A 16,916-nucleotide genomic window follows, 5' to 3' on the forward strand; every position below is an offset into this window, starting at 1 on the left:
TTGATCGCCGGATGCCTGCATATGAAGCAATGCATCCTTTGCCGATTTTGCAAATATTCCTATGATCCGAACACCTTCCCCGGCCGAGCCTGTCCATGACCGCCCTTTGTGATCTCACCGCCGTCGATCTGCGCCAGCGGATCGCCGCCAAGTCCGTCTCGCCCGTGGAGGTGCTCGACGCCTGCCTCGCCCGCATCGCGGCGGTGGACCCCGCCGTCAACGCCATGGTGGTGGTCGATGAGGACGGCGCGCGGGCGGCGGCCAGGGCGGCCGAGGCGGCGGTGATGCGCGGCGAGGACCTCGGCCCGCTGCACGGTCTGCCGCTGGCGGTGAAGGACACCCACGACGTCGGCGGCATGCGCACCACCTACGGCAGCCCCATCTTCGCCGACCACGTGCCGGCGGCGGATGCCGGCTGCGTCGCCCGGCTGCGGGCGGCCGGCGCCGTCATCCTCGGCAAGACCAACACGCCGGAATGGGCGGCCGGCGCCAATACCCGCAACCCGGTCTATGGCGCCACCGGCAATCCGTTCGATCCCATGAAGTCCGCCGCCGGCTCCTCCGGCGGCTCGGCGGCGGCGCTGGCCTGCGGCATGGCCCCGCTCGCCACCGGCTCGGACACCGGCGGCAGCCTGCGCAACCCGGCCGGCTTCTGCGGCATCGTCGGCATGCGCCCCTCCTACGGCCTCGTCGCCAGCGAGAAGCGCGGCCACGGCTGGACCTGCCTGCCCACCGACGGTCCCATGGCCCGCACGGTGGCCGACACCGCGCTGATGCTCTCGGTGATGGCCAGCGACGATGCGCGCGATCCTTTGGCCTATACCCTGCCGGGCGAGCCGGTGCGCGGGCGGCCGGAGCGCTGGGCCAGCCTGCCGCATGTGGAGCTGAAGACCCTGCGCCTCGCCTTCACCGAGGATTTCGGCTTCGCCCCCACCGAGCAGCATATCCGGCGGGTGTTCCGCGCCCGCGTGGCGGCGATCGCGCCGCTGTTCGCCGCCGCCGCCGAGGCGAGCCCGGACTGCACCGGGGCGGACGATGCCTTCGCGGTGCTGCGCGCCTCCGTCTTCCTGACCGCGCACGGGGCGAACTATCGCGAGCGGCCGGAGATGCTCGGCCCCAACGTGCGGGCGAACGTGGAGGAGGGCCTGGGCTATGCGCTGGCCGACTATGCCGCCGCCGCCGCCACCCAGACCCGTATCTACCGCGCCTACCAGGCCTTCTTCGCCAACCACGACGTGCTGGTGAGCCCGACCATCACGCTGAGCCCGCGCCCCTGGGCCGAGCCGCACCCGGCCGAGATCGACGGCGTGCCCACGCGCTCCTATTTCCACTGGCTGGCGCTCGCCTATGCGGCGACGCTGGTCGGCCACCCGGCCATCAGCCTGCCGCTGGGCGTGGACGAGGCGGGCATGCCGTTCGGCCTCCAGATCATCGGCCCGCGCGGCGGCGACGCGCTGACGCTCGCGGTGGCGCAGGCGCTGGAGACCGCCTGCGCCGGCGATGCCGCGCTCGCCCGCCCGGTGCCGGACCTCGCTGCGCTCGCCGCCGCCCGGCCGATCCGCGAAACCCCCGGCTTCATGACCTGGGAATAGCGCCGCCACGGACAGGGACATGCGACGCCCGGCGCCGGGCGCGCCAGGGGTCAGGAGACACGAGGATGCGTTCCGCCATCGTTCTCGGCGCGGGCATGGCCGGCGTCTGCGCCGCGCTGCACCTGCGCCGCCGGCAGTGGGATGTGGTGGTGGTGGACCGGCTGGAGCCCGGCCGCGCCACCAGCTACGGCAATGCCGGCATTATCCAGAGCGAGGCGGCGGAGCCCTTCGCCATGCCGCGCGACCTGGCCTCGCTGCTGGCCATCGCCACCGGGCGCAGCAACGACGTGCATTTCCATTGGGCCTCGCTCCCCCGCCACGCCCCGGCGCTGCTGCGCTACTGGTGGAACTCCGCCCCGGCCCGGCACCGGGTGCTCGCGCAGGGCTATGCCAGCCTGATCTCCAACGCCATCGCCACCCACGAGGAGCTGATGCGCGGCACCAATGCCGCCGGGCTGGTGCGGCGCGAGGGCTACCGGGTGTTCCACCGGGGGGCGGCCGACATGGCGCAGGCCATCGCCGAGGCGGAGCGGGTGCGCGCCACCTATGGCGTGCCGTTCAAGGCGCTCGACCCGCGCGCGCTGGCTGTTGCTGAGCCGGCGCTCAAGGATGCCGGTGCCGGGGCCATCCACTGGCTCGCGCCCTGGACCGTGAGCAATCCCGGCGCGCTGATGGCGGCCTATGCCGATTTGCTGGCCCGCGAGGGCGGGCGGTTCGTGCACGGCGCGGCGGACAGCCTCACCCCGGCGGCAGCCGGCGGCTGGCGCGTGGAGACGGCGGACGGGCCGGTGGAGGCCGAGCACGCGGTGGTGGCGCTGGGGCCGTGGTCGCCCGAGCTGCTGCGCCGCTTCGGCTACGCCGTCCCCATGGTGCGCAAGCGCGGCTACCACCGCCATTATGCCGGCGCGGCGCTCGACCTGCCGCTGATGGATGCCGACAACGGCTATGTCATGGCCCCCATGGCCGATGGCCTGCGCATCACCACCGGGGCCGAGCTGACCGCCCCGGACGCGCCGTTGACCCCGGTGCAGCTCACCCGCGCCGAGGCGGCCGCGCGCGGGCTGCTGGACTTCGGCGCCGGGGTGGAGGCGGAGCCCTGGACCGGGGTGCGGCCCTGCATGCCGGACATGCTGCCGCTGGTGGGGCGGGCGCCCCGCCATCCCGGCCTGTGGCTCGACTTCGGCCACGGCCACCAGGGCTTCACCCTCGGCCCGGCCACCGGCCTGCTGCTGGCGCAGATGATGGCCGGCGAGCGGCCCTATGTGGACCCCGCGCCCTTCCGCCCGGAGCGCTGGTGCGGCGCGGCCCGCGCCGCCGCGTGAGCGGGGGCGGCGGGTGTCGCAAGACAGGGTGTCGCAAGTGGGGAATTGCGTGTCGAACGCGCCGCCGGCATGTCGCTGGAGACGTTCCAAGAGACGCCCGGGACGTGTCGCAAGACACGGTGTCCGGAGTGGGGAATTGCGCGTCGAAGACCGTCCGGCACCGGGCCGGAGCGCCGTCCATTCGCATTGCGTGCCATGCGAATGTCCGGCTGCCTTTCGGGTGGTATTATAGTCTGGCCTGGATGCGCCGGCCGATCTCGAACACCCGCTGCTCCAGCAGCACCGGCACCTCGCAGACATAAGTGAGCGAGCGCGCCCGCTCCTCGAAGATGCGGGTGTCCCAGGCCAGATGCTCCTGCAATTCCTTGCTCTGGGGAGTCTCGGCGGCGGCCGGGGAATCCTTGGCCAGGGTCAGTTTCTCGCCTTCGTCCCGCAGCCGGTTGGCGAGTTTCTGCTGGCCCAGCGCATAGCGCTCGATGCCGGCCACGATCTTCGCCCGCTCGGCGTCGATCACGTCGAAAACCCCTGCGAAGACAAGGGGAAGGCGGGTCTTGGCGGCGGCGCCCGCCTGGGCGGCGAAGGCGTCCAGCAGCCCGTCCACCTGGTCCATGGGGGTGCGCCGGGAGGCCAGCTTCTGGGCCAGCTCGGCGGCGTCCAGGTCCTGCGTCCAGGCATTGGGCGCGCCGAGGTCCGGCCCGCTCCAGACCGCGCCGAGGCTGAGTTTCGGGGTCTTGGGCTGGACGCAGGGCCAGGCCTGCCCGCCCGGCGGCGGCTTGGGCTGGGCCGCCGCCGGCACCGTCGCCAGCAGCAGGAGAAGAAGGACGCGGGCCTGGAGGATCATGGGGTATCTCCCTTGGGGGCGCCCCGCCGCCCCAGGATGCCGCGGCCGGGATCATAGGCCCAGACGGCGAGGGTGAAGAAGGCGGCGGCGCAGCCGGCCACCACCAAAGCGGACACCGGCTCGACCACGCCGTAGAGCGCGTTGCGCACCAGCTCGACGGCATAGGTGAAGGGGTTGGCGAGGCAGACCCAGTAGAGCGTCTCGCTGCCCTCCCGCACCCGCCACAGCGGGTAGAGGGCGGAGGAGGCGAAGAACATGGGAAAGATGACGAAATTCATCACGCTGGCGAAGTTTTCCAGCTGCCGCATCAGCGAGGAGAAGACCAGGCCGAGCGCCCCCAGCATCAGGCCCGACAGCATCAAGGCGGGCAGCGCCAGCAGGTAGCCGGCGAGCGGCATCTCCACCTCCCACAGCCGGGCGATGGCCAGGAACACATAGGTCTGCACCACCCCCACAGCGACCCCGGCGGCGAGCTTGGCGAACAGCAGCGAACCGCGCGGGAACGGGCTGGTGAGCAGCACCCGCATGGAGCCCACCTCGCGGTCATAGACCATGGAGAGGGAGGATTGCATGCCATTGAACAGCAGGATCATCACCGCCAGCCCAGGCGTGACATAGACTTCGTAGAGCACATAGGTCTGGTAGGGCGGGATGATCGAGACCCCGAGCACGCTGCGGAAGCCGGCGGCGAAGATGAACAGCCAGATCAGCGGCCGCACCAGCGCCGAGAGAAAGCGCCCCTTCTGCCGCAGGAAGCGCAGCATCTCGCGCCACAGGATGCCGCCGAAGCAGACGGCGTAGCCGGCAAGGCCGATGGGACGCCCGGCACCGCTCACGCCACCTCCTCCGCGCCGGTCTCGGTGAGGGCGCGGAACGCCTGCTCCAGGTCGCCGCCGAACGGGGCGGCGATGGCGGCGGCGGTGCCCTCGGCGATCATCCGCCCGTGGTGCAGCACATGGACCGGGTCGCCCGGCGCCACCTCGTCGAACAGGTGCGTCGCCCACAGCACCGCCACCTGCTCGTCCGCCACCAGGTCGCGCACGATCGCCCGGATGGCGGTGCGCGCGGCAAGGTCGAGCCCCACGGTGGGCTCGTCCAGCAGCAGCAGGCGGGGCCGGTGGACCAGGGCGCGGGCGATCTCCACCCGCCGCGCCTGCCCGCCGGAGAGCACCCGCACCGGCTCGTCCTGCCGCTCCCCCAGGCCCACCCGGGCCAGCAGATGGGCGATGCGCGCGGCCACCGCCCGCCCGGCGAGGCCGTGCAAAGCGGCGTGATAGATCAGGTTCTGGCGCACCGAGAGGTCGAGATCTAGGGTGCGGGCCTGGAACACCACCCCCAACTCCGCCAGCGCGTGCCGGGGCCGGGCGGACAGGTCATGCCCAAGGATCTTCACCGCGCCGGAGCGGTTGGCATAGAGCCGGGTGGCGATGGAGAACAGCGTGGTCTTGCCGGCCCCGTTGGGGCCGAGCAAGGCGGCAAAGCGGCCCTGCTCCACCGCCAGGTCGATGCCGGCGAGCACCCGGCGCTTGCCGAAGCTGTGGTCCAGGCGGCGGATGTCCAGGGCGAGGGGCGTGCCGGTCACGGGCGGGGCTCCATGGGCCGGGCGGGCAGGGGCCTCACTGCGGCGCCACCACCACCCCCCAGGGCGCCCCCCCCACCTTGATGGACTTCACCACCTTGAGGCTGGGCACGTCGATGACCGAGACGTCGTTGGAATTGCCGTTGGTGGTGAACAGCAGGGCCTCGTCCGGGGTGAAGGCGAGCTGCCAGACGCGCTGGCCGACCAGGAGGTACTTCTCCACCTCGTAGGTCTCCGCATTCACCACCGCCACGCGGTTGGCGGGGCCGAGCGCCACGAAGGCGCGCTTGCCGTCCTTGGTGATGCGCACCCCCACCGGCTGGATCGCCTCCTTGGCGACGCCGGGGATGGCGAAGGTGATCTTCTTCAGGATCGCCCGGGTCTGCGGGTCGATCACCGTCACGGTGCCGCCCACCTCGGCGGAGACGAACAGCTTCTTGCCGTCGGCGGTGAATTCGGCGAAGCGCGGCCGGGCGTCCACCAGCACGTTGTTCATCACCTTGTAGGTGGCGGTATCGATGAGGTGGACCATGTTGGTGGTCTCGGAGGTGGCGGCCAGCACCTTGCCGTCGGGGCTGATGCCCATGCCTTCCGGCTCGACGCCCACCGGCACCTGGGCGATGACGCGGTTCTTCTCGATGTCGAGCACCGTGACCTGGTTGTCGTCCTCATTGGCCACGTAGAGCGGGTTGCCCGACGGGTTGAGCACGAACAGTTCCGGGTCCGGCCCGGATTTCAGCTTGCGCAGCACCTTGAGCGTCACCGGGTCGAGCACCGCCACCGCATGGTCGTCGCTGACGCAGATATAGACCGACTTGCCGTCCGGGCTGACCGTGATGCCGCGCGGGCGCCGGCCCACCTTCACCGTGGAGGTGACCTCCAGCGTGTTGGAATCGATGACGCTGACGGAATTGCCCCGCTCGTTGGAGACATAGACGCTGAAGGCCGACGCCTCGCCCGCCGCCAGGGCCAGGACGAGGCCGGGGAGAAGGGCGCCGAGCGCGAGCGATACGCCCGCGAGCCGCGGGGGCAGGCGGCGGGGCAAGCGAAGTTCGGCCTTGCGTGCGGCGGACATCTGATCCTCCCAATCCCGGCGCTTCGGCGCCTTTTCCTTGTCGCTGGAGGGCGGCCTCCGCTCGGCGGAACGTGCCGCCGGGCAGGGCGCCATGGGTTATGGCGGCCTTGTCACGGCGCCATTTTGCAGGCGGTCTCGGGCGCGTCGGTGCCCAGCGTGTCCAGCACCGTGGCGCGGTGCAGGTAGCCGTCCTGCGGCGAGACCGAGACGATGGCGCTCGGCTGGGCGATCAGCAGCGGCTGGCGCAACTGCTGGTCCCAGGCCCGGAAGCTTACGGGAACGCCCTTGAAGGCGGCGATGCTGAAATCCGGGCCGCGGAACAGCGCCGCATAGCGGGCGGCGTCCGCGCTCTTCAGGCGGGTGGCCGCCTCGCCCACCAGCCGCACCGCCAGCCAGGCCTGGTAGTCCACCTGGGTCATGGTGCGCGAGGCGAGGCGCAGGAAGCGGCTCTGCAACTGCGCCGAGCCCCAGGCGTCCTGCGCCGGGTGCCAGGTGGCGGCGACCAGCGCCTGGGTGCCCGCCACCAGCTTGGGCTGCTCGGTGTGATAGGGGATGTAGTCGCCGAAGTCGCCAGCCTCGTCGGCCACCACCAGCACGTCATATTCGGTGCCGCGGGTGAAGACGAGGGCATCGGCTTGGGTCGGCGTATCGCCGCGCTGGCGGGCCAGCGGGCCGAAGGTCCAGGGCTTCTCCGCCACCACCTTGACGCCGAACTTCGCCGCCGCGTGCTTCAGGGCAGCGGCATAGAGCGCGTCCTCCGCCGCCGGGCCGGTGACCAGGAACAGGCGGGTCCATTTGCGCGTGGCGAGATATTGCACCAGCGCGTCGGCCAGCATGGCCCGGCTGGGGGCGACGTGGAACAGGTTGGCCCGGCAGTCGGCACCGCGCAGCGCATCGTCGGTGGCACCGATGTTGAACACCACCGTCCCGGACGGCTTCAGCGCGTCCGCCACCTTCAGCAGATCGGCAGCGGGCAGGTTGACGGCGATGAAGCCGGCGCCCCCCTTGGCCAGGGCCAAAGCGGCGGCCACCGGGTCCTCGTCGCTCTGCAGCACGGCCTCGTCCAGCGCGAAGTCCTGGCCGATGAAGGCGCCGGTGGTGACGTTGTCCTTGATGGCCAGCCGGGCGCCGGCCAGCCCCTCGTCGTCCGGCGGGGCCTTCAGGTCATAGAGCGGCGGCGGCTCCACGGCGCGGGTCAGCAGGCCGATGTGGATGGCGAGCGGGGGCGGCGGCGCGGCCGCCGGGGCCTGCGCCGCGCCGGTGGTGACGCCGAGCGAGCCCATGGCCGCCAGGACCGCTCCAACCGCCAGCACTCGGGTGATACGCCGCATCAAATCCTCGGAAAGGTCGTTGCCCGGCCCGTGGCGCAAATACTGGCCTCCGGGGATCGAGGCGGCAACAGTATTGATCTAAGAGCAATCTAAGAAAAAATACGCTTGCCGATCCTTTCGTGAATGTGGGACGCTCGCCTGTGAAAGATTTGACATGAACGCTCTTATCGCACGGCTGTGCCTTGGCATCATTTGCCTGATCTTTCTGCCGTCGGCCTGGTCGCTGGCGCAGGAGGGCGGGCAAAGTGCGCCCGCCGCGCCAGCGCAGGCCACGCCGGCACCCGTCACGCCAGTCCCAGCCGCGCCGCTGAAGGTGGCGGTGTTCGGCTTCGAGTTCAGCGACGACAGCGCCGAGGGCGGCGGACGCTCCGGCGAGGCGGAGCGCCTCAAGCTGGCCAATGCGGAACTGGCGCGCCTCCTGGCCGCCTCGGGCGATCTCGTCGCGATCGACCTCTCGCCGATGGCGCAGGACATCGCCAAGCAGGCGCCGCTGTTCAAATGCAACGGCTGCGAGGCGGACCTCGCCCGTGCGCTGGGCGCGCAGGTCAGCATCAGCGGGGTGATCCGCAAGACCTCCAACCTCATCCTGTCCTTCACCTTGCAGGTCACCGACGTGGCGCATGGCGACCGGCGGATCCGGGCCGGGGTGGTCGATACGCGGGGCAATACCGACGAGGACTGGCTGCGCGCGGTGCGCTATCTGGTGAAGAACCGCATCCTGGCCGCGGATCTGCCTCCCTTGCGGGCAGCGCCCTGAGCCGCGCCGCCGGGATAGGCAGGTGAGGGCGCGCGCATTCTGTCATCGCGCGATCGGGCGGTGTATCGGCAATGCTCCGGGCGGGTCCCGCGCGCTGGCTGCAAGATGGCGTGATCTTTGCTTTGAGAAAAACCGGCGCACTCCACAGACGCCGAATGAAGCGAAGCCACAGGCGGGGCGATCTGTACGGTCCCCGCGTCCGTACTTCCTCCAGGGGGGCAAGCTCAGGCGGGGCAGGACTCGCACGCGGAAAGAAGCCCCCGATGTATATCTTGCTCTATGTGTGCCTGATCGGCGCGCCCGGAACCTGCAAGGAAGAGCGCATCAACTGGAGCGCGGAGGAGGCCTTGCCCATGGCCTGCATCATGCGGTCCCAGGCGGCCATCGCGGAATGGGCGGAAGGCCATCCCCAATGGCATGTGGGCCGCTGGAAATGCGTGCCGGCCAGCCGCCTGCCGCGCGACATCTGATCAGGCCGGCGCGAACCGGACGGGGCCGGCGTCTTCCGGTCCGGACGGCGACATGAGAGGGTCTGTCCGCCGCTTCCGCAACGCACGGGAGGGTGGGAGGGCCGCCATGGGTTCCATCAGGATGAAGCTGGCCGCGCTCAGCGGCACGGCGGCGCTGCTGGCGGTGCTCGCCGCCATGGGCGTGCTGTTCGCCATCGGCGTGGGCGAGCGGGCGCTGGAGCGCGCGCTGGACGCCCAGCGGCGTCTCGACCTGCTGATGGAAGTCTCGGCCCGCCTGACCGACTATGGCCTTGCCGCCGTGTCCGGCGGGAACGGCGAGCCCGGCGTCGCCGGCCACCTGCAGGCGGCGCGCGGCCGGGCGGAAGCTGCGCTGGCGGCCATGGAGGCGGCGCTGGCTGAGGCGGCGCGGCAGGAAAGCGGCGTCGTCAGCCAGACCGAGATGGCCGCGCGGCTGCGGCCGCTGTCCCGGCTGCGGGCCGAATTTTTCTCCCTGGACCGCCAGATCACCGGGGATGCGCCGGGGCGGGACGCCGCCGGCCGCGCCGACACGGTCCGCGGCGCCCTCAACAGCTTCGCCGCCGCCGCCGGGCCGGTGGTCTCGCTGATGGTGGAGAGCGAGCGGCGCAGCGTCGTCAGCGCCCGCGCGGCGGTGGAGCGTCTGTCCCGCCAACTGCGGATCGGCGCGGTCGCGGCGTCCCTGCTGGCGTTGGTGGCGGCGGTGGTGCTCTACCGGGCGCTGGCGCGGCCGCTGCTGCTGCGCTTCGCCGACATCGAGCACGCCGCCCGCGCCATCGGGCGCGGCACGCTGGACATCCGCCTCGACATCGGCCCGCGCGACGAACTCGGCCTGATCATGGCGCGGTTCAACCGCATGGCCGCGCGCCTCGCCGCGCGCGAGCGCCGGGTGGCCCATGACCGCGCCACGCTGGAGGGCATCGTCGCGCAGCGTACGGCGGACCTGACGGCGGCCAATGACCGGCTGGCGGCCATCGACCATTCGCGCCGCCGCTTCTTCGCCGACGTCAGCCATGAATTGCGCACGCCTCTGACCGTCATCATCGGCGAATGCGACGTGACCCAGCGCGCGCCGCACATTCCCGAGGCACTGTCGCGGGCGGCGCTGACCACCATCCGCAAGCGCGCCCAGCTGCTGCACCGCCGCGTGGAGGACCTGCTGCGCCTCGCCCGCTCCGAGAGCGGCGAAATCGAGCTGGATCTGCGCCGCGTGGCGGTGGAGCCAATCCTGCGCGACGCCTGTTCCACCCTGGACACGCTGGCCCGCCGCCAGGGGATCGCCCTGACCGTGGCGGTGGACGATCCGGCGGCGGCGGTGCAGGGCGACCGCGAATGGCTGCGGCAGGTGGTGGAGGGGCTGATCGAGAACGCCCTGCGCCACGCCACCGGCGCCACGGCCATCTCGGTCATCCAGGAGACCGGGGAGGACGCCGTGCGCCTCATCGTCGCCGACAATGGGTGCGGCATTGCGCCCGAGCTGAGGCCGACGCTGTTTCAACGGTTTCGCCGGGGCGCGGCCGCCGACGGACCCGGCAAAGCGCCCGGATTCGGGCTTGGCCTTGCCCTGGCCGAATGGGTGGTGACGCGACACGGCGGCCGGATCACGCTAGGATCAATGGATCAACAGGAGGTCGGCGCACGGGTGATCGTGACGCTGCCCCGCGAGGTGCCGGACGCCGCCGAGGACCGGGCTCGACCCGCCGCCGCGACGCCCCGGTGACAGGGTAAGGAAACGCCAATGAACATCCTCGTCGTTGAGGACGATCTCGATATCGGCGCCATGCTGAGCCGTGGGCTCAGGGCGGAGGGCTTTGAAGTCACGGTGGTCGGGCGGGCCGACGCCGCGCTGCACACCGCCAAGGATTACAATCCCTGCGCCGTGCTGCTCGACATGATGCTGCCGGATGGGTCGGGCATCGATGTCTGCCGCTCGCTGCGCGATGCCGGCCACGCCGGGCCCATCCTCTTCCTCAGCGCCAAGGACGAGGTGCGGGACCGCGCCGAGGGCCTCTCCGCCGGCGCGGACGACTACATCGTCAAGCCGTTCCAGTTCGACGAGCTGGTGGCCCGGCTGCGGGCCCATCTGATGCATCGCTATGGCATGGGCCATGACCGGGCGCGGCTCTCCGCCGGCCGCCTGCTGCTGGACCTCGATACCCGCCAGGTGCATTTCGGCGAACTGCATGTGCGGCTGACGCAGCGCGAGGCGGAACTCCTGGCGCTGCTGGTGGGCTTTCTCAACCGCCCGGTGTCGCGCGGCGACATTTTCGACCGGCTGTGGGCCAGCCAGGGCGGGATGTCGCTGAACGTGGTGGACGTCTATGTGGGCTATCTGCGCACGAAGCTGGCCGAGATCACGCGCGCCGGCGGGCCGGCGGTGGTGACCGTGCGCGGGCGCGGGTTCATGCTGGAACTGGCGACCGTCTCCAGCACGCATTGAGCGGACATGACCCGTGCCCGATTTCTGTCGTGTTGCAGCAAACAAAATGTGCGATGCAACATAACTTGAGAATATGCTGAGTGAATTTCACGGCAATGGGAGAGATGTTTCTATTGAAATCGGCAAGCGCCTCGCCGATATTCATGAAGGCTGCAAGGTGCAAATATTTGCAGCTTGTTTCTTATGATTTTCTTATGAAAATCATGAACTCTTAGGAGGCACTCATGCGCTGGCATACTCCGATCGTGAAGGAAGTCTGCGTCGGTATGGAAGTCACGGCCTACATGCCCGCCGACTTCTGACCTCAGGCCGTGCGGGGTTCGGGAGCGGCGCGGGTCATGCCATCATGCGCGTAGTCGTTCTCGGCTCGGCTGCGGGTGGCGGCGTTCCCCAGTGGAACTGCCGCTGCCCGGTCTGTCGTCTGGCCTGGGCGCGGGACCCTCGCGTGTCCTGGCGCACGCAATCGAGCCTCGCCGTCAGTGTAGACGGGCGGCAGTGGCTGCTGCTGAACGCGTCTCCGGATCTGCGCGCCCAGCTCGCGGTGGTGCCTGCGCTGCATCCGCGCGAGGAGCCGTCGGGCGGGGGGCTGCGCCACTCGCCGATCGCCAGCGTGCTGATCACCAATGGCGACGTCGACCATGTCGCCGGGCTTCTCAACCTGCGGGAAAGCCAGCCCTTTTCCATCTATGGCACGCGGGAAACCCTGGATGTGATCGGCGGTAACCGGATTTTCGACGTGGTGTCGCAAGATCTGGTGCCGCGGGTTGCTTTGGACCTGGATGTGCCGCGCGAGATTCTCCCCGGTCTGGAGGTGGAACTGTTCGCCGTTCCCGGCAAGGTGCCTCTTTGGCTGGAAGAGGGCGATGTCGCGGTCGGAACGGAGAGCGGCGCGACAGTCGGGGCCGTGCTGTCTGGCAACGGGCGGCGCATGGTCTATGTGCCGGGCTGCGCGGAGGCCCATGAAGGCGTCCTGGCGCGCCTGCGGGGCGCCGATCTGCTGCTGTTCGATGGGACGCTGTTCCGCGACGACGAGATGATCCGCTCGGGCACCGGCGGCAAGACGGGCCGGCGCATGGGCCACATGCCCATGTCCGGGCCGGGAGGAACACTCGAGGTGCTCGCGGACCTTCCCGTCGCCCGGAAGGTCTTCATCCACATCAACAATACCAATCCCGCCCTGATCGCCGGCTCGCCCGAGCGGGGGCAGGTGGAAGAAGCGGGCTGGCAGATCGCCAGCGATGCGATGGAGTTCGACCTGTGACCCTTGCTCCGAACCTGCCCCTGGCCGGCACGCCCGCGCCTCTGTCTCCCGACCAGCTGGAAGCGGCCCTGCGCGACGTGGGCGCGCGGCGCTACCACAATCTCCATCCCTTCCATCGCCTGCTGCACGACGGCAAGCTGTCGGCCGACCAGGTGCGGGCCTGGGCGCTGAACCGCTATTACTATCAGGCCATGATCCCGGTGAAGGACGCCACCATCCTCGCCCGCATGGACGATCCCGCCGTGCGCCGGGTCTGGCGCCAGCGCATCGTCGATCATGACGGCGAGCAGGAGGGGGACGGCGGCATCGCCCGCTGGCTCAAGCTCACCGAGGGGCTGGGCCTGCCGCGGGACTATGTGGTGCAGGGCCATGGCATTCTGCCGGCGACGCGCTTCGCGGTGGATGCCTATGTGCATTTCGTCCGCGACCGTCCCCTGGTGGAAGCCGTCGCCTCCTCGCTCACCGAGATGTTCAGCCCCAACATCATCTCCGAGCGGGTGGCGGGCATGCTCGCCAATTACGACTTCATCTCCAAAGAAACCTTGGCCTATTTCGAGAAACGCCTGACCCAGGCCCCGCGCGATGCCGATTTCGCGCTGGATTACGTGAAGCGCGCCGCCACCACGGTCGAGGTGCAGCAGGCGGTGATCGCCGCGCTCACCTTCAAGTGCGACGTGCTGTGGGCGCAGCTGGACGCGCTCCACCACGCCTATGTGGTGCCGTGCCTGCCGCCGCCCGGCGCCTGGACGCCCGGCGCGGAGCGCGCGGCTTGAGCGCTCTCGCCGCCGAGGACGTGCCGCGCCTGCCGCGGGGGGTGAAGGTGCGCTATGATGAGGTGCGCAGCCGCCATGTCCTTCTGGCGCCCGAGCGCGCCTTCGACATCGACGAGATCGCGGCGGCCATACTGGAGCTGGTGGACGGCCACACCAGCGTCGCGGCCATTGCCGACGTGCTTGCCGCGCGGTTCGAGGCGCCGCGCGACGTGGTGTGCGCCGACGTGCAGGCCATGCTCGGCGACCTCGCCGCCAAACGGGTGATCGAGCGATGAACGACCTCAGCCCCCGCGCCACGCCGGCCGTCCCCGCACGGCCGGAGCCCGCGCCCCCCATCGGCCTGCTGGCGGAACTCACCCATCGCTGTCCGCTGCGCTGTCCCTATTGCTCCAATCCGCTGGAGCTGGACCGGCGCGAGAGCGAGCTCGACACCGCCACCTGGATGCGGGTGCTGAGCGAGGCGGCGGCCATCGGCGTGCTGCATGTGCATCTGTCCGGCGGCGAGCCCACGGCGCGGGCGGATCTCGTGGACCTGACCGCCCATTGCGCGCGGGTGGGCCTTTATACCAACCTCATCACCTCCGGCATCGGCCGCGCCGACGCCATGCTGGACGCCTTGTCCGATGCCGGGCTGGACCATGTGCAACTGTCGCTGCAAGGCGCCCATGCGCAGACGGCGGACCGCATCGGCGGCTATGCGGGCGGGCATGACAAGAAGCTCGCCTTTGCCCGCCGCGTTGTGGAGCTCGGGCTTCCCCTCACGGTGAACGCGGTGATCCATCGCGGCAATATCGACGAGGTGGCGGACATGATCGATCTCGCCGTCGCGCTGAAGGCGAAGCGGCTGGAGATCGCCCATACCCAATATTACGGCTGGGCCTTCGTGAACCGCGCCGCGCTGATGCCGACGCGGGCGGAGGTGGAACGTTCCCTTGCCATTGTCGAGGCGGCGCGGCAGCGGCTCGAAGGCGTGCTGGTCATCGACCTTGTCATTCCCGATTATTATGCGCGCTTCCCCAAGGCCTGCACCGGCGGCTGGGGCCGGCGCACGCTCAATGTGACGCCCACCGGCAAGGTGCTGCCCTGCCACGCGGCGGAGAGCATTCCCGGCCTTGAATTCTGGAACGTGCGCGATCACGCGCTGGGCGACATCTGGCGCCAGGGCCCGGCGTTCAACGCCTTCCGCGGCACCGACTGGATGCAGGAGCCGTGCCGGAGCTGCGCCCGCAAGGAAATGGATTTCGGCGGCTGCCGCTGCCAGGCCATGGCCCTGCTGGGCGATGCGGCGGCCACCGATCCCGCCTGCACCCTGTCGCCCTTCCATGGACGCATGGAGGATCGCGCGGCCGGCGAGGCCGCGGCGGAGGCGCCCTCCTATCAGTACCGCGCCATGGGCGGCGGAGCGGCCGCCGGCCCCGGAGGTGCCCTGTGAAGCTGCTGCGGCTCACCTTGATCCTGGCCGCCCTGGCGGCACCGGCGCAGGCGCAGGAGCCGCCGAAGGCGGCGGATCTCCTGTTCGAGGCGCCGCAATTCGCGGCGGCGCCGGCCGGCACCACGCTGACCTATGATTACCGGCGCAAAGCGCAGGATGCCGAGGCGTTCGGCCCCGCCTTCGCGGACCGCATCATCCTGACGGTGGCCGCGCCGGAGGCCGGGCATCCGGAGACGGAGCGCACGGTGCAGGTGAATTTCTTCACCGGGGAGCGTCATCGCGCGGCAGGGCCGTTCGAAGGGGTGACGGGCAATCCGGTGATGATCCTGTTCCTGGAGAACCACATCCGGGACCTCTCGGCACGGCTGAGCGGCAATGCGCGCTACTTCAAGAACGCCATCCGCGCCGCCCTGCGCGATCGCGCCGAGGTGCGCCCCGCCACCGTGCCGCTGCATGGAAGCGACGTGCCGGGCTGGCAGATCCGCGTCCGGCCGTTCGTGGGTGATCCCAATGCCGAGCGCATGCGCGGGCTGGAGGGCCTGACCTACACCTTCACCGTATCGCCGCAGGTGCCCGGTGCCATCGCCGCCATCGCGGTCGAGGCGCCGGGACCGGCCGGCACGCCCTTGTGGGAGGAGACGCTCGCTTATGATCCAAAGGGCTGAAATCCCGTCGCGGGGCGTTCCCGCCGTGCGGTGCCGGGGGATGGGTCGGTGGCGCCGCGGGCTCTGCCTGCTCGCGCTGGCGCTGGCACCCGTGGCGGCAGGGGCGGCTGATGCGCCAGCCAATGATTATCCCACCACCGCGCGCCTCGACTATGCGGTCGGCTGCATGGCGGCGAACGGCCAGACACGGGAGGCCATGGAGCGCTGCGCCTGCTCGGTGGATACGCTCGCCTCGATCCTGCCCTATGACCGCTATGTGGAGGCGGAAACCATCCTCTCCATGCGCCAGGGCGTCGGGCAGGCGGCATCGCTGTTCCGCAACACGCCGATGTATGACGACGTGATCGCCGACCTGCGCCGCGCCCAGGCCGAAGCGGAGGTCCGCTGCTTCAAATAGCCGGGCGCGCCCGGCTCTTCCGTTTCGGCTCCGGCCTCACGGGGCGAAGGTGGCGGTGAACGTCTTGCCCTCCGTGTCCTGTGCCTCCACCTCCACCGGCGTGCCGGCCGCCTCGAAGCTGAAGCGGAAGGTGGGGTCCTCGCTGATGGAGATGCCGCCCTCCATGGCGAAGATGGGCCGGCCGTCCTGGCTGACGCGCGCCTCGCGAACGAACCAGGCGGGCGTGTAGAGGCGCGTGACCTGATCCATCTGCAGGCCGGAATAATTGGGGTGGCGGATCTGCACCTGGGCTTCCCGCTGGCCAGTGCCGGCGAAGCTGCGGAAACGGATCTCGCCGGCGTGCGAGGCAGCCTCCGCCGGGTCCTTGGTGGCCGGGGCCGAGCAGCCGCCGCTGGCCTTCACGAACGCCTTCGCCATGAACAGGCGGCCGTCGCTGGTCTCCGCCACGGCGCGGACGAAGGAATAGGAATTCACCCGCACCCGGGTGGACAGCATGAAGGCCGTGCGTCCCGGGCCGAAGGTAAAGGTGCCGGCGACCGGGGAGGGGTTCTCGTCGATCACCAGGGTCAGGGCTTTGAGCGTGGTGCCCTCGGGCGCGGCAAGGCGCAAGGCGAGCGGCACCATGGCGGCGTCCTCCGCCCGGGCCGGCGCCTCCATCGCCACCACGTCGCCGGCCTCGCCGATGGCTCGTTCGCCGAAGATGTCGCCGCGGATGCCGGCCCAGGTGGTTTCGGGCGGCGCGGCGGGAGATGCGCCGGCGGCCGGCTCGGCGGCCGACGCCGGAAGAGGGCCGCCGCAGACGGGCGCGAGGACCGCAATCGTGAGCGCGGCGATCACCTCGCGCCGCGAGAGCGGATGGGAGAGAGCCTGCGCAACCATGGGCGACCTCCTGTTCACCAGACGCGGCGTCAGCGTCCGGGTTCCTCGGTGGCATTCGGGCCAAGCTCAGGCACGGGCTAAGCTCCG

Annotated in this window: 17 protein-coding genes and 1 pseudogene; 12 read left to right on the forward strand and 6 right to left on the reverse strand. The window is 70.5% G+C overall.

The window, feature by feature from the left end; translation table 11 throughout:
• Window positions 1-95 precede the first annotated feature (95 nt).
• Window positions 96-1,592 (forward strand): amidase, encoded by a 1,497-nt coding sequence (locus tag YU1_RS0106165; protein ID WP_029003320.1) that lies wholly within the window; start codon window positions 96-98, stop codon window positions 1,590-1,592.
• A 65-nt stretch (window positions 1,593-1,657) separates the two neighbouring features.
• Complete coding sequence (locus tag YU1_RS0106170) at window positions 1,658-2,914, forward strand: NAD(P)/FAD-dependent oxidoreductase (RefSeq protein WP_029003321.1); 1,257 nt, start codon at window positions 1,658-1,660, stop codon at window positions 2,912-2,914.
• 226 nt (window positions 2,915-3,140) lie between these two features.
• Here the strand turns inward: YU1_RS0106170 and YU1_RS0106175 are convergent, their stop codons facing one another.
• The 5 genes from YU1_RS0106175 to YU1_RS0106195 all read right to left on the reverse strand — a co-directional run bounded on the left by YU1_RS0106175 (window position 3,141) and on the right by YU1_RS0106195 (window position 7,740).
• A complete protein-coding gene (locus YU1_RS0106175) occupies window positions 3,141-3,755 on the reverse strand; it encodes a hypothetical protein (protein WP_029003322.1) in 615 nt (204 codons plus the stop codon).
• Window positions 3,752-4,591 carry an ABC transporter permease gene (locus YU1_RS0106180; protein WP_029003323.1) on the reverse strand — a complete coding sequence of 280 codons (840 nt, stop codon included), beginning with the start codon at window positions 4,589-4,591 and terminating at the stop codon, window positions 3,752-3,754. Before YU1_RS0106180 ends, YU1_RS0106175 begins: the two co-directional genes overlap by 4 nt.
• Window positions 4,588-5,337 (reverse strand): ABC transporter ATP-binding protein, encoded by a 750-nt coding sequence (locus YU1_RS0106185; protein ID WP_029003324.1) that lies wholly within the window; start codon window positions 5,335-5,337, stop codon window positions 4,588-4,590. Before YU1_RS0106185 ends, YU1_RS0106180 begins: the two co-directional genes overlap by 4 nt.
• Before the next feature lie 34 nt (window positions 5,338-5,371).
• A complete protein-coding gene (locus tag YU1_RS0106190) occupies window positions 5,372-6,379 on the reverse strand; it encodes a YVTN family beta-propeller repeat protein (RefSeq protein WP_245263245.1) in 1,008 nt (335 codons plus the stop codon).
• Window positions 6,380-6,519: 140 nt separating this feature from the next.
• Entirely contained in the window at window positions 6,520-7,740 is a 1,221-nt protein-coding gene (locus YU1_RS0106195) for an ABC transporter substrate-binding protein (RefSeq protein ID WP_029003326.1), read from the reverse strand.
• A 154-nt stretch (window positions 7,741-7,894) separates the two neighbouring features.
• Between YU1_RS0106195 and YU1_RS28230 the strand changes: the two genes are divergently transcribed.
• The 10 genes and pseudogenes from YU1_RS28230 to YU1_RS0106245 all read left to right on the forward strand — a co-directional run bounded on the left by YU1_RS28230 (window position 7,895) and on the right by YU1_RS0106245 (window position 15,950).
• Window positions 7,895-8,497, forward strand: a complete 603-nt coding sequence (locus YU1_RS28230; RefSeq protein WP_051356554.1) for a DUF3280 domain-containing protein — start codon at window positions 7,895-7,897, stop codon at window positions 8,495-8,497.
• Window positions 8,498-8,760: 263 nt separating this feature from the next.
• Window positions 8,761-8,967, forward strand: a complete 207-nt coding sequence (locus YU1_RS0106205; RefSeq protein WP_029003327.1) for a hypothetical protein — start codon at window positions 8,761-8,763, stop codon at window positions 8,965-8,967.
• A gap of 106 nt (window positions 8,968-9,073) precedes the next feature.
• Window positions 9,074-10,702 carry a sensor histidine kinase gene (locus tag YU1_RS0106210; RefSeq protein WP_029003328.1) on the forward strand — a complete coding sequence of 543 codons (1,629 nt, stop codon included), beginning with the start codon at window positions 9,074-9,076 and terminating at the stop codon, window positions 10,700-10,702.
• Between the two features lie 18 nt (window positions 10,703-10,720).
• Window positions 10,721-11,422: a response regulator transcription factor gene (locus YU1_RS0106215; RefSeq protein ID WP_029003329.1), complete on the forward strand. Its 702-nt coding sequence runs from the start codon at window positions 10,721-10,723 to the stop codon at window positions 11,420-11,422.
• A gap of 224 nt (window positions 11,423-11,646) precedes the next feature.
• Window positions 11,647-11,724, forward strand: coding sequence for a pyrroloquinoline quinone precursor peptide PqqA (gene pqqA / locus YU1_RS32560; RefSeq protein ID WP_084539700.1), 78 nt, complete (start codon window positions 11,647-11,649; stop codon window positions 11,722-11,724).
• 44 nt (window positions 11,725-11,768) lie between these two features.
• On the forward strand, window positions 11,769-12,683 hold the full coding sequence (gene pqqB / locus YU1_RS0106220) for a pyrroloquinoline quinone biosynthesis protein PqqB (RefSeq protein ID WP_029003330.1): 915 nt from the start codon (window positions 11,769-11,771) through the stop codon (window positions 12,681-12,683).
• Window positions 12,680-13,731, forward strand: a pseudogene (gene pqqC, locus YU1_RS0106225) (pyrroloquinoline-quinone synthase PqqC). Before pqqB ends, pqqC begins: the two are co-directional and overlap by 4 nt.
• Entirely contained in the window at window positions 13,728-14,888 is a 1,161-nt protein-coding gene (gene pqqE, locus YU1_RS0106235) for a pyrroloquinoline quinone biosynthesis protein PqqE (protein ID WP_029003333.1), read from the forward strand. Before pqqC ends, pqqE begins: the two are co-directional and overlap by 4 nt.
• Entirely contained in the window at window positions 14,885-15,553 is a 669-nt protein-coding gene (locus YU1_RS0106240; protein ID WP_029003334.1) for a hypothetical protein, read from the forward strand. The genes pqqE and YU1_RS0106240 overlap by 4 nt, the downstream gene beginning before the upstream one ends.
• 40 nt (window positions 15,554-15,593) lie before the next feature.
• Window positions 15,594-15,950: a hypothetical protein gene (locus YU1_RS0106245; RefSeq protein ID WP_029003335.1), complete on the forward strand. Its 357-nt coding sequence runs from the start codon at window positions 15,594-15,596 to the stop codon at window positions 15,948-15,950.
• A gap of 36 nt (window positions 15,951-15,986) precedes the next feature.
• Here YU1_RS0106245 and YU1_RS0106250 read toward each other — a convergent pair whose 3' ends face one another.
• A complete protein-coding gene (locus YU1_RS0106250; RefSeq protein ID WP_029003336.1) occupies window positions 15,987-16,829 on the reverse strand; it encodes a quinoprotein dehydrogenase-associated SoxYZ-like carrier in 843 nt (280 codons plus the stop codon).
• Window positions 16,830-16,916: the final 87 nt, after the last annotated feature.

This window comes from Azorhizobium doebereinerae UFLA1-100 (assembly GCF_000473085.1).
In the GTDB taxonomy this organism is placed as follows: Bacteria; Pseudomonadota; Alphaproteobacteria; order Rhizobiales; family Xanthobacteraceae; genus Azorhizobium; species Azorhizobium doebereinerae.